The sequence below is a fragment of the Montanilutibacter psychrotolerans genome (assembly GCF_003719825.1).
Classification (GTDB): Bacteria; Pseudomonadota; Gammaproteobacteria; order Xanthomonadales; family Xanthomonadaceae; genus Montanilutibacter; species Montanilutibacter psychrotolerans.
The window spans coordinates 79,023-91,760 of sequence record NZ_RIBS01000003.1; the positions used below are offsets into that span (position 1 = coordinate 79,023).

The window sequence follows — 12,738 nt, forward strand, 5'->3', positions numbered from 1 at the left end:
GCGCCGGGTCAGGCGCGCGTGCGGCGCCGGTAGTCCACGAATTCGAATGCGCAGGCGTGCGTCGCATCGGCGGCATGCGCGTCGCGTGCGGTGATGTCCCACGCGTCGGGATCGAACCGCGGAAAGAACGCATCGGCGCCATCGACCCGCGTGTCCACGTGGGTCAGGTGCATGTGCGTGGCCAGTGGCAGGCACAACGCATAGACCTCGCCACCGCCGATCACGCACAACGTGTCGGCACGGTCCTCGTGCGCGATGGCCAGCGCCGCCTCGACCGAGGCCACCGGCTCCATGCCGGCGAACGGCACCGCTCCCGAGCGAGTCAGCACCAGGTTGCGTCGCCCGGGCAACGCGCGCCCGAGCGACTGCGCGGTCTTGCGCCCCATCAGCAGTGGCTTGCCCAGCGTCAACGCCTTGAAGCGTTTGAGGTCGTCGGGCAGCCGCCAGGGCAGCTGGTTATCGCGACCGATCGCAAACGCGCGATCGATCGCCGCTACCAGCACCAGCTCGGTCATGGCCGCGCTGCGCCGGTGTGGGTGTCCGCGCGTGCGCTCACTTCGGGCACTTCATCGCCAACGGGACCAGACGGGTGACCATCGAGCCGAAGAACTCCGTGAACTCTGGCGAGCTTGCCATCTGTTCGGTACTGGCCTCGATGGCGGCCTCGGCCTCGCGGGTCGCCGCCATGCTGTGCTCCTGGTAGCGCCGGCCGGCGGGACTTTCGGCAAACGCGAGGAATGCCTCCAGGTCGGCATGGGTCAGGTGCTTGCGCAGCCCCTGCTTGATGGTGGCGTGCAGGGCGTCGGAGTTCAGGTAGTCGATCAGCAGCTTGCGGAAGTCGACGTCCGCCAGCTCGTCCATGGCCGTCGACAAGGCCGGGCACTTCTGCGCTTCGGGCTTGGCGCGCATCGTCGTCTTGAAGCCTTCCACCTGCTCGTCCACCTTCGTGGCGCCCAACTCGCGCGCGATGGTGGCCTGGAAGTAGCGCTCCAGCAGCGCCTCGTAGGCAGGCGACCCGACCGCCGGCGATTCGCTCGCCTGGGATGGCGTAGCCCCCGCCGACACCGGGCCCAGCACGCCGGCCAGACCCAATGCCACCGCCAACAACGTGTTTCGAAATTGCATTGCAACGCCCCTGTGTGTGTTTGTTCGCCCTCGCGGGCAATGTCCGATCAGACCGCCACCGGCGCCTTGATCGCCGGATGCGGATCGTAGCCCTCGATGGCGATGTCTTCGTATCGGAATCCGAAGATGCTGTCGATCGCGGGGTTCAGCACCAGACGCGGCAGCGCGCGCGGCGTGCGCGACAGCTGCTCGCGGGCCTGCTCGTAGTGGTTGGCGTAGATGTGCGCATCGCCGAGCGTGTGCACGAATTCGCCAACCCCCAGCCCGCACACCTGCGCGACCATGTGGGTCAGCAGTGCGTAGCTGGCGATGTTGAAGGGCACGCCCAGGAAGATGTCGCCGCTGCGCTGATACAGCTGGCAGCTGAGCTTGCCGTCGACCACGTAGAACTGGAACAGGCTGTGGCACGGCATCAGCGCCATCTGCGGCAACTCGGCGACGTTCCATGCGCTGACGATCAGCCGGCGCGAATCCGGATTGCGGCCGATCTCGTCGACAACCCACTGGATCTGGTCGATCTCGACGCCGTCGGCGCCGGCCCAGCGACGCCATTGCTTGCCGTACACCGGGCCGAGTTCGCCGTCGGCATCGGCCCACTCGTCCCAGATGCCGACCTTGTGGTCCTTGAGGTAACCGATGTTGGTATCGCCCTGCAGGAACCACAGCAGCTCGTGGATGATCGAGCGCAGGTGCAGCTTCTTGGTGGTGACCAGCGGAAAGCCGTCGTTGAGGTCGAAGCGCATCTGCCAGCCGAACACCGAACGGGTGCCGGTGCCGGTGCGATCGGACTTTTCACTGCCGTGCTCGAGCACGTGTCGCAGCAGGTCGAGGTACTGGCGCATGTCAGCGGGCCTGGGAGTCGGAAAGGGAAACGCCATTGGAAGCGGCAGCGGACACCGGGGCTGCCGCGGCCGACGGGTGCGCGAGCAGCAGGTCGCGCAGTTGGTCGTGCGGCGCCAGCGCGAGCGCGAGATCACCCTGCCAGCTGCGGTTTTCCAGCACCACCACGCTGCGTTGCAGTGACGGGTAATAGATCAGGCTGCTGATCCAGCCCTGCACCCAGCCGCCATGGCTGTACTCCACGATGCCGCCGGGCTGGGCCAGTTGCAGGCCGTAGCCGTACGCCACCTCGCCCCAGCGATGCGCCGGACGCTGCGCGTGCGCGCTGGTCATCAGCGCCAGGCTGGCAGGGCTCAGCAGGTCACCCCGGTACAGGCAGTGGTTCCAGCGCACCAGATCGCGCGCCGTCGACACCGCACCGCCGGAGGCGGCCTGCTCGGGACCCGGCCCGTGCGCGACCGGCAGCAGGCTGCCGTCGGGCTGCTCGTCTGCACCGGTCAGCGCAAGGTCGGTGCCGTCGCCGATGGCAGTGTCGGCCATCGCGCAACGGGCGAACAGTTCGGCCGCCAACGTTGCGTAAGGCCGGTCGTGCAGCACCTCCAGCACCTGCCCGAGCAGCTGGTAGTTGATGTTGGAATAGGCAAACGTGCTGCCAGGCAGCGAGGCCAGCGGTTGCCCGGTGTCGCGGATGCCCGAGGTATGGCTCAGCAGGTGACGCAGCTGCACCTGCCCGGCCCACGGCGCGTCCAGCCCCGGCAGGCGCCTGGCGAGGGTGTCGTCCAGGCGCAGCCGACCGGCATCCAGGTCTCGCAGCACCAGCACCGCAGCGAACTGCTTGCTGATCGATCCGACCGCGAAACGGGTGTCGGCGTTGGGCAGCACCTCGGACGCCCCGGCGTGCCCGCTGGTGTACACCTCGCGGTCACCGTCTGCGACCACCACCACGCCGCTGAAGCGGCCGCCGTGGCTTTGGGCGATGACCGCATTGATTCGCGCCGCCAGCTCACTCTCACCCTCGACAGCGACGGCCGCGGCCGCGCTGTCACCACCGGCGTGCCCGGTGGCGGCAACCGCGGGGGCGATCAGCACTGCCGCCAGCGCCAGTCCGTGCCAGGCACGCACGCGGCGCATCACTCGGCCGACGCCGGCGCCGGCACCTGCGGTTGCAGGGTCGGCGAGCGGCGCGACAGCCACAGCCAGTACAGGCCCAGCGCGATCAGCGGCGTGCTGAGCAACTGGCCCATCGTCAGCCAGCCGAACGCGATGTAGCCCGGCTCGGCATCGGGCACGCGCACGAATTCGACGAGGAAACGGAAACAGCCGTAGAGCAGCGCGAACATTCCCGACACCGCGTAACGCGGTCGCGGGCGGCTGGAGAACCACCACAGCACCACGAACATCGTCAGGCCTTCGAGCGCCGCCTGGTATAGCTGCGAGGGGTGGCGAGCGAACCGGTCGAGCGCACCGCTGGCGAACTGCGCCTGCAGCTGTTCGATCGACCAGCCCTCGAACTCCGGCGCGCGCGGAAACACCACGCCCCAGCCAGCGTCGGTGGGCTTGCCCCACAGCTCACCGCCGATGTAATTGCCGAGGCGGCCGAAGCCCAGCCCTGGCGGCACGATCGGCGCGATGAAATCCATCACGTCGAAGAAATTCACGTGGTGCTTTCGCGTCCACCACAGCCCGGCAAACATCACCCCGAGCAGGCCGCCATGGAAGCTCATGCCGCCCTCCCAGATCCGCAGCAGCATCAGCGGGTCCTTGAGCACGTCGGAGAAGGCATAGAACAGGATGTAGCCCAACCGGCCGCCGAGCACGACGCCCAGCATTCCGTAGAACAACAGGTCGGCGAACGCCTGCTCGTTGATGCCAGGCAGGCGGCCGGCACGCGCCCGGCGACTGCCAAGCCACCAGGCCACACCGAACGCAAGCAGGTACATGACCCCGTACCAGTGGACCTGCGGATGCACCTGGCCGACCACCGGCAGGTTCCAGGTTCCGAGGTCGAGGGCGATCGGATCGATCTGGTGCAGGACGGACATGCGCGAGGCGACTCCGGACAGAACTGAGGCCGGTATTGTGCCCGAGCCCGCCGTCCGGATGCTCCCGTGACGGCGCCGGGGCGACGCTCAACTCAGGATGTGCGGCAGGTCCGGCAGCTCGTTGATGTCGTGGTCGCCTTCGCCGCGCGGGAAGTGCGCGCCGAGCAGGGCGCAGATCGCTTCGACGCCGCCCAGCACGGCCGCCTCGGGCTCGCCCGCACGCAGGTGCTCCTCGATCAGATGGCACACCCCGCGCCACTGGTCCGCATCGACCAGGCCATCGAAGCCGCGGTCAGCGACGATCTCGATGCGATGATCGGCCAGCAGCAGGTAGATCAGCACGCCGTTGTTGGCCCGCGTGTCCCATACGCGCAACTGCGCAAACGCCTCGACTGCCCGCTCGCGCGCATCGCGCCCGGCCAGCACTGCCGATAGCGACAGTGAGGCTTCCACCGCGAAGCAGATCTCGCCGGTGTGGGTGGCCTCGCTGCGCGCGATCGCCGCGGCGATGCGTTGGAGGCTGTGCGCCGGGAACATGCGTTGCGCCGACGGCGCGAACAGGTGCTTGAACAGGCGCATCAATCAGCCCTCCCGCTCACCAGCTGCCGGAGGCGCCACCGCCTCCGCTCATGCCACCGCCACCGGACCAGCCGCCACCGCCACCGCCACCTCCGGACCAGCCGCCACCACCGCCACCGAAACCACCGCCGCCGAAGCCACCACTGCCCCAGCCGCTGTCGCGCGCAAAACGCCCGGTGCCGGGTCTGGCGAGGCCGCAGAAAAATCCGATCACCCCGCCGACGACGCCGATCATCAACGATGTGCCGATCACCGCTGCCACCGTGCCGGCGGCGCCGGCGGCAACCAGCCCGCGGACCAGCCGTGGCAACTTGCGCAAAACCGCCATCGCCAGGTTGCCGATGAAGAACGCGGCAAACAGCGCCACCAGCCAGTTGCTGGAGCCTTTGCCGCGGGACGTGCGGTGTTCGACCATCGGCGCCGGAAGCGGCTCGCCGTCGATGAGCTTGATCAGCACCGCGCTCGCGTCGCGAATGCCGCCGGCGTAGTCGCCGCCGCGGAATTTTGGCACCAGGTACTCGGAAATCACCCGGATCGCGGTCGCATCCGGAATGGCGCCTTCGAGGCCGTACCCCACTTCGATGCGCACGCGCCTGTCGTCCTTGGCCACCACCAGCAGCACGCCATCGTCGACGCCCTTGCGACCGATCTTCCACTGGTCAAACGCGCGCACGGCGTACTGCGCGATGTCCTCGGGCTGGGTGGTAGGCACCACCAGCACCTGCAGCTGGCTGCCCTTACGCTGCTGCAAGGCCACGGCCTGCTGCTCGAGCGCCTGCCGCGTGGCGGCGTCGAGCGTGCCCGTGGTGTCGATCACCGGCGACGTCAGCGGCGGTATCGGCGCCAGCGTCAGTCCCTGCGCCTGCGCCAACGCACAGGCGCACCACAGGATCAGCAGGGCGAAGACGCGGCGCAGCTTCATGGCGGGCCGTCGGCGTGGCGACGGATCAGCCGTTGCCCGGAGCCGGTTGCGGTTGCGGTTGCGCAGCCGGCTGGCCGAAGTCGACGGCCGGCGCCTGCTGGATCTGCGTTTCGTTCTCGACCGTGAAGTTCGGCTTGGTCTTGTAGCCGAACATCATCGCCGTGAGGTTCTGCGGGAACGAGCGCACGTAGGTGTTGTAGTCCTGGACCGCCTGGATGTAACGCTGGCGTTCGACCGCGATGCGGTTTTCGGAGCCTTCCAGTTGCGCCTGCAATTGCAGGAAGTTCTGGTCGGCCTTGAGCTGGGGATAGTTTTCGCTGACCACCAGCAGGCGCCCGATCGCGCTCTTGAGTTCGCCCTGCGCCTGCTCGAACTGCTGGACCGACGCCGGATCGTCGGCATTGACGTTGATGCTGCCCACCTTCGAGCGTGCCTGCGTGACCTGGGTCAGCACTTGCTGCTCGTGGCTGGCATAGCCCTTCACCGTCGCCACCAGGTTTGGCACGAGGTCGGCGCGTCGCTTGTAGACATTGAGCACCTGCGACCAGGCGGCGCCGACCGCTTCGTCCTTCTGCTGGATGCTGTTGTAACCGCAGCCACTGAGCATCGTGACCAGCGACAGCAGCAGCAGCGACATCAAGACCCTACGCATGACGATCTCCTGGACAGTGGGTACGCGGCATTGCACCACCCGCGGGCGGGCGGTGCAATGAAGAAGACGGCAACGGGCGGGAGCAGCGCGTGAGCAACGAGTGAAACCGCACGCCGCAACACGACGCCCGCTCCCGCAGGTGCGCCCCGCCTCAGCCCGGCAGCATGCGCCGTTCGGCGCGGCGCTTGGCCCACAGGTTCAGGCACTCCACCGCGGCCGAGAAGCCCATCGCGCCGTAGATGTAGCCCTTCGGAATGTGCAGCTCGAAACCATCGGCAACCAGGAACGCACCCACCAGCACGATGAAGGCGAGCGCCAGCATCTTGATCGTCGGGTTGTTGTCGATGAAGTGACCCAGCGGCTTGGACGCCAGCAGCATCACCGCGACGGCGGACATGATGGCCGCGACCATGATGATGGTCTGGTTGGCCATGCCGACCGCGGCGATCACCGAGTCCAGCGAGAACACGATGTCGATCACCGCGATCTGCGCGATCACGGCCATGAACGACGCCGCCGGACGCGTGTGAACGTCCTCGGAGTCGGCCTCGCCGATGATCAGGTCCTTGATCTCCATGCTTCCCTTCACCAGCAGGAACGCGCCGCCCAGGATCAGCACCAGGTCGCGCACCGAGATGCCCTGACCGAGGAAGCGGAACAGGTCGTGGGTCAGGCCGGCCAGCCAGGCCAGCGTCAGCAGCAAGGCGATACGGCTGATGCAGGCGACCGCGATGCCGAACTTCCGGGCCGTTTCGCGCTGGGCCAGCGGCAGCTTGCTGACCGCGATCGAGATGAACACCAGGTTGTCGATGCCCAGCACGATCTCGATCGCACTCAGGGTGACCAGGGTGATCCAGGTCTGCGGATCAGTCAGCATTTCAATCACGAGCAGTATTCCTTGGTTGTTGACAGGGTGGCGGGCGACGTCCGTCGGCCGCGGACCGCGCAGGCATGGCCTGGCGCGGCATGGCTGCGGAGGACCCGCAGCAGGTGGTGCAGCAACGCGCCGTGCGGCGGCGCGTCAGAACAGGCGCGGGACGACGATCAGCCCCCAGCACAGCAGCACGTTCATCATCAGCACGAACACCGCCGCCGAGCCCATGTCCTTGGCGCGACCGGCAAGCTCGTGGAACTCCGGGCCGTAGCGTTCGATCACCGCCTCGATCGCCGAGTTCAACAGCTCGATGCTCATCACCAGCAGGACCGAGCCGATCAGCAGGACCCGCTCGACCGGAGTCTGCCCGAGCCAGTAACCCAGCGGCGCCAGGACCACGAACAGGCAGACCTCCAGCCTGAACGAGGATTCGTGCAGCCATGCGGCCCGCAGGCCCTGCCACGACCACTGCGCCGCCTTGAGGATGCGCCCCGGGCCGCGCGGCATGTGTCCGAACGCGTCGGCCATCGTCAGTTGCCCTCGACGCGGAAGCCCGCGCCGGCACGGTCTGACGGCATGAACGGGCGGTTCCGGAATTGCGCGACGCTGACCATGGGACTTGGTTCTCCGGGCTTTGCCGATCGGGACGGACCTAGAGGCCGCCCACCCGGCACGACCTAACGGCCGCGACAGGGCCCCGGATTTTGCCACAGCCGCCGCGCCGCCGCCCCGAAGCCCCTACCGCCCGTCCGCAGGACGCTTGCGGCAAGGCCTGGGCCCGCAACGCGCCAAGGCAACGCCCCGGATCGGCACGGTGGCCCAGCGGCCCAGCCCAGGCGCGCCCGACCACTGCGCGCAGCGCCCGGCATGGCCGGGTCACGTGCCGCTCCGACCTGCCACCTAACGGTGCGGACGCCGCGCGCCGACGCAGGTCACTCCGCCTCGTGGATCGCCGTGCCGCGCGTGCCGTCGGGTCGGATCCAGCCGCGGAACATGCTACCGGTGTTGAACGGCATGGCGATGTTGCCGTCGCTGTCCAACGCGATCGCGCCGCCATTGCCGCCGTGCGCGGGCACGATGGCATTGACGACCTCCTCGGCCGCCACCGTCAGGCTGTCGCCGCGATACGCCACGCGTGCGCAGATGTCGTGCGCGACCGCGTTGCGGATGTAGAACTCGCCCCAGCCGGTGCCCGACACGCCGCAGCGCGCATCGGCCCAGGTGCCGGCGCCGATGACCGGCGAGTCGCCCACGCGACCCCACTTCTTGTTGGTCATGCCCCCGGTGCTGGTTGCGGCGGCGATGTGGCCCTGCGCGTCCAGCGCGACGGCGCCGACGGTGCCGAAGTACGCCGGCGCACCGTCGCCATCGCCGTGCCCCCGGCTTGCCTGTCCCGAGGCCTCCTCCTGGCGTGCCTTCTCCAGGCCACGACGGCGATGCTCGGTGTCGAACCAGGTGTTGGGCACGCGTTCGATCTCTGGCCGGCCGTCGGCGAACGCCTCGGCGCCCGCGCCGGCCAGCATCACGTGCGCGCTGGATTCCATCACCGCGCGCGCCAGCACGACCGGGTTGCGAACGGTGGTCACCCCGGCCACCGCACCGGCGCGGCGGGTGTGGCCTTCCATGATGGACGCGTCCAGTTCGTGCCCGCCCTGGGCGTTGAACACCGCGCCCTTGCCGGCGTTGAACCGCGGCGACTCTTCCATCACCACCACCGCAGCCTGCACCGCATCGAGCGCACTGCCACCGGCAGTGAGAATCGCGTTGCCGGCGTCGAGCGCGCGGTCGAGGTCGGCATGGAAGCCGCGGCGATCGGCCTCGGTCAGCGATGCGGGCGCGACGTAGCCGGCGCCGCCGTGGATCACCAGCGCGATCCGGGGCTTGCCCGGCACGGCGGCACCGCCCGGTGCGGGCGCGGACTCAGCGTGCGCAGCCATGGCGGCGAGCGCGAGCGCGGCGGCAAGCAACGGGGTGGACGTTCGACGCATGGCGGGCTCCGGAGTGCATCGGCCGAGCATAGCGCCGGGCGCACGGCGCGTGGCAGTGCACGACATGCTGCGCTGGCGGTTGGGTGCAGTCGCGGTGCCCGGCCGGGCAGCGCGCTACTGCTGCCGCAGGGCTTCGATCGGATCGAGCTGCGAGGCCTTGCGCGCCGGGTAGTAGCCGAAGAACAACCCGGTCACGATCGAGAACGCCGCCGCCAGGCCGACCACCTCGCCGTTGACCACCACCGGCAACTGACCGGACTTGCCGACCAGCAGCGCCACCACGATCCCGATCGCGATGCCCAGCACGCCGCCGATCAGCGAGATCAGCATCGCCTCGGCGAGGAACTGCCGGCGGATGTCGCGCGGACCGGCGCCCACCGCCATGCGCAGTCCGATCTCGCGGATCCGCTCGGTCACCGACACCAGCATGATGTTCATGATGCCGATGCCGCCGACGATCAGGCAGATCGACGCCACCGCACCGAGCAGCCTGGACATCAGTTTGGTGGTGGCCGTGCGCGCGGCGATCACCTCGGCGATGTTGCGCACGGCGAAGTCGTCCTCGGCACCGGGCTGGATCTTGTGGCGCTGACGCAGCAGCGCCTCGACCTCGCCCTGCACGTAGTCCACGTCATCGGCATTGGCGATGCCCAGTGCGATGTCGCGCACCGCGCCTGCCGGCACGCCGGTCGCGCCGAGCAATCGGCGTCGCGCGGTTTCCAGCGGCACCAGCAGCAGGTCGTCCTGGTCCTGGCCGAAGCCGCCCTGCCCCTTGGACTTGAGCGTGCCGACCACGGTGAACGGTACGCGTCCGAGCCGCACGGTCTGGCCGATCGCCTCGTCGTCACCAAACAGTTCGCGGCGCACCGTCTCGCCCAGGATCACCGACTTGCCGCCGCTGTAGTCGCCCGGCTGGAAGCCTTCGCCGGTCTCGATGGTCCAGCCGTTGATGTCGAAGAAGTCCGGCTGCACGCCCTGCCACTGCGTCGACCAGTTGTTCTCCGCGTACACCACTTGCGAGCCGCCGCGCAGCGATGCGGCGACGTACTGCACTTCAGGGATCTGCTCGGCGATCGCCTCGGCATCGGATTCGCTGAGCGCATAGCGGCTGCCCGCGGCAACCCGCGCACCGCCGCCGCCGAAGCCGCCGGCACCGCCGATGTCGAGCCGGTTGCTGCCCAGCCCCGACACCAGCTTGTCGATCTCGGTCTGGGTGCCCTGCCCGACCGACACCATCACGATCACCGCGGCGATGCCGATGATCACGCCCAGCGAGGTCAGTGCGCTGCGCAGCCAGTTGCCGCGCAGGGCAAAGGTGGCAGTGCGCAGCACTTCCAGGAGGTTCATCGCACCGGCTCCGCGGCAGGATGCGCCGGCCCGCCGACGGCCTGCTCGTGCAGTTCGCCGTCGCGCATCAGGAAGATGCGGTCCGCGTGTCGGGCCACTTCCGGGTCGTGGGTGATCAGCACGACGGTGTGGTCCTCGTCGCGCAGGCGCTTGAACAGCGCGAGGATCTCCTCGCCAGTGACGCTGTCCAGTGCGCCGGTGGGCTCGTCGGCCAACAGGATCGGTGGGCGGTTGATCAACGCACGCGCGATCGCCACGCGCTGCTGCTGGCCACCGGACAACTCGCTTGGCCGGTGCCCCTCGCGCGTGGACAGGCCGACCGCGGCCAGCGCCTCGTGCGCGCGACGCAGACGCTCACCGCGCGGAGCGCTGGTGTAGGCCATCGGCATCGCCACGTTTTCCAGCGCACTCATGCGCGGCAGCAGGTTGAAGCCCTGGAACACGAAGCCGATCTTGTCGCGACGCAGGACCGCGCGTTGCTCGGCATCGAGCATGGCGACATCGATGCCGTCGCAGTGATAGCTGCCGCTGCTGGGCGTGTCCAGGCAGCCGAGCATGTTCATCAGGGTGGACTTGCCCGAACCGGACGGGCCCATGATCGCGACGAACTCGCCGCGCTCGATGCGCATGTCGACGCCCGCCAGCGCCACCACCTCGGCCTCGCTGCCGGGCGAGTAGACCTTGCCCAGCGCGCGCGTCTGGATCACCGCAGATTCGGTCATTTGGTCACTCGCCCGCCGCCGGTGACCACCACGTCGCCTTCGGCGATGTCACCCGACACTTCGGTCCAGCTGCCGTCGCTGACGCCGACCCGCACCGTCACGGCCTGGGGCTTGCCATCGACCAGCTTGTACAACGGTGCACGTCGTGCGCCGAGCAGCGCCGCCACTTCGGCCTGCCAGCGCGCCTTGCGGGCATCGTCGAGCGTGGCCTCGAACTGTGCGAACTGCTGGTTGACGCGTTCGAGCATGCGCTGGCGCATCGCGCCGCCGTTGCCGCTCTCGCCACTGCCACCGCCGCGGTTGCCGCCCATGCGCGGCCCGCCCGCGAACACCGAGGGCCCGGCACCGGCCGGCGTCGCGCCGACGGTGCGGGCCGCCGCACGCTCGCGCATTTTCGCCAACGCTGCGTCGAACGCCGCCTGCTGGCTGGCCGTCAGCTCGAGTGCCTGCGCCACGCGCGGCAGGTCGGCGGCAATGCCACCGCGATTGCGGCCGTTGCCGGCGGACTGCGCGTCGGCATCGGCGTCGGCGGGCTTGTAGCGCAACGCGGCATTGCCCACGCGCAGCACATCATCGCGCCGGCTGACTTCGATCTCGGCGTTGGCGGTCATGCCCGGCAGCAGCACCTGGTCGGCGTTGTCGACCGCCACCACCACCGGATAGGTGATCACGTTGCTGGTGTTGGTGGCCGACAGACGCACCTGCTGCACTTGCCCGCGGAACTGGCGATCGGGAAAGGCATCGACGCTGAAGGCGACCCGCTGGCCAACCTTGACCTGGCCGATGTCGGCCTCGTCGATCGCCAGCACGATCTCCATCTTCACCAGGTCCTCGGCGATCTGGAACAGCACCGGCGCCTGCAGGCTGGCGGCGACGGTCTGGCCGGGCTCGATGGTGCGCGTGAGCACCACGCCGTCGACTGGCGAGCGGATCACGGTGCGATCGAGGTTGAGTCGCGTGGTCTGGGTCGACGCCTGCTGCTGGGCGATCTGCGCCCGCGCGACGTCGACCTGCGCGCGCGCCTGATCGAGCGCGGTGCGCGCCAGGTCGGCATCGCTACGCGAGACCAGTTGCTGGCCGGCCAGTTGCGACTTGCGGGCGTAGTCGGCCTGCGCGTTTCGCAGCCCGGCCTGGGCCGTGGCGAGGCTGGCGCGCGCGCTGCTGATGGCCGCCGATCCCTGGGTGATCTGCGCCTGGTAGGTGCTGGGGTCGATGCGCGCGATCACTTGTCCCTTGTGCACGCGATCGTTGAAGTCGGCCAGGACGTCGAGCACCTGGCCGGAGATCTGGCTGCCGACATCCACCGTCGAGATCGCCGCCAGCGTTCCGGTGGCCGAGATCGCCACGCGGATGTCGCCGCGCTCGACGGTGGCCGTGCGCCAGCCCGCTTCGGCGTTGGCCGCCGTACGATGGCTCCACCAGTACCAGCCACCGCCGGCGAGGGCGACGACCACCAGCGCCGTCGCGCCGCGACGCAGCCAGGCAGAGCGTGAAGAAGCGGCGGGGGCGTTGCGACGGGCTGCGGTCATCGGGATCGACTTGGTGGCGATAGGGCGACAACGCCTGCACCGGCGATCGGTTGACAGGCGCGTTCAGGTGGCAGGCAGCTTAGCAACGCGTCGCGCGCGTTCGGCCCAGTCGCTCATT

Annotated in this window: 14 protein-coding genes; all 14 read right to left on the bottom strand. The window is 69.0% G+C overall.

The window, feature by feature from the left end; translation table 11 throughout:
- Window positions 1-8 precede the first annotated feature (8 nt).
- Window positions 9-515, bottom strand: coding sequence for a dihydrofolate reductase (locus EER27_RS07170; protein WP_190285687.1), 507 nt, complete (start codon window positions 513-515; stop codon window positions 9-11).
- A 37-nt stretch (window positions 516-552) separates the two neighbouring features.
- The gene (locus EER27_RS17305) at window positions 553-1,125 is read right to left on the bottom strand and encodes a DUF2059 domain-containing protein (RefSeq protein WP_223807215.1); all 573 of its coding nucleotides are present in this window, start codon (window positions 1,123-1,125) and stop codon (window positions 553-555) included.
- Window positions 1,126-1,172: 47 nt separating this feature from the next.
- Window positions 1,173-1,967 (bottom strand): thymidylate synthase, encoded by a 795-nt coding sequence (locus EER27_RS07180; RefSeq protein ID WP_123087362.1) that lies wholly within the window; start codon window positions 1,965-1,967, stop codon window positions 1,173-1,175.
- Window position 1,968: 1 nt separating this feature from the next.
- Window positions 1,969-3,087 (bottom strand): serine hydrolase domain-containing protein, encoded by a 1,119-nt coding sequence (locus EER27_RS07185; RefSeq protein ID WP_190285688.1) that lies wholly within the window; start codon window positions 3,085-3,087, stop codon window positions 1,969-1,971.
- A gap of 8 nt (window positions 3,088-3,095) precedes the next feature.
- A complete protein-coding gene (lgt, locus tag EER27_RS07190; protein WP_123087364.1) occupies window positions 3,096-4,007 on the bottom strand; it encodes a prolipoprotein diacylglyceryl transferase in 912 nt (303 codons plus the stop codon).
- Between the two features lie 87 nt (window positions 4,008-4,094).
- On the bottom strand, window positions 4,095-4,586 hold the full coding sequence (locus tag EER27_RS07195; protein WP_123087365.1) for a TPM domain-containing protein: 492 nt from the start codon (window positions 4,584-4,586) through the stop codon (window positions 4,095-4,097).
- Window positions 4,587-4,602: 16 nt separating this feature from the next.
- On the bottom strand, window positions 4,603-5,508 hold the full coding sequence (locus EER27_RS07200; protein WP_123087366.1) for a TPM domain-containing protein: 906 nt from the start codon (window positions 5,506-5,508) through the stop codon (window positions 4,603-4,605).
- Between the two features lie 25 nt (window positions 5,509-5,533).
- Entirely contained in the window at window positions 5,534-6,160 is a 627-nt protein-coding gene (locus tag EER27_RS07205; protein WP_123087367.1) for a LemA family protein, read from the bottom strand.
- Window positions 6,161-6,311: 151 nt separating this feature from the next.
- Complete coding sequence (locus EER27_RS07210) at window positions 6,312-7,037, bottom strand: TerC family protein (protein WP_123087368.1); 726 nt, start codon at window positions 7,035-7,037, stop codon at window positions 6,312-6,314.
- A gap of 144 nt (window positions 7,038-7,181) precedes the next feature.
- Window positions 7,182-7,562 (bottom strand): diacylglycerol kinase, encoded by a 381-nt coding sequence (locus EER27_RS07215; protein WP_123087369.1) that lies wholly within the window; start codon window positions 7,560-7,562, stop codon window positions 7,182-7,184.
- A 404-nt stretch (window positions 7,563-7,966) separates the two neighbouring features.
- Entirely contained in the window at window positions 7,967-9,022 is a 1,056-nt protein-coding gene (locus EER27_RS07220; RefSeq protein ID WP_190285689.1) for an isoaspartyl peptidase/L-asparaginase family protein, read from the bottom strand.
- 114 nt (window positions 9,023-9,136) lie between these two features.
- Window positions 9,137-10,369 (bottom strand): ABC transporter permease, encoded by a 1,233-nt coding sequence (locus tag EER27_RS07225; protein WP_123087371.1) that lies wholly within the window; start codon window positions 10,367-10,369, stop codon window positions 9,137-9,139.
- Window positions 10,366-11,091, bottom strand: coding sequence for an ABC transporter ATP-binding protein (locus tag EER27_RS07230; protein WP_123087372.1), 726 nt, complete (start codon window positions 11,089-11,091; stop codon window positions 10,366-10,368). The genes EER27_RS07225 and EER27_RS07230 overlap by 4 nt, the downstream gene beginning before the upstream one ends.
- Entirely contained in the window at window positions 11,088-12,620 is a 1,533-nt protein-coding gene (locus EER27_RS07235) for an efflux RND transporter periplasmic adaptor subunit (RefSeq protein ID WP_123087373.1), read from the bottom strand. Before EER27_RS07235 ends, EER27_RS07230 begins: the two co-directional genes overlap by 4 nt.
- Window positions 12,621-12,738 lie beyond the last annotated feature (118 nt).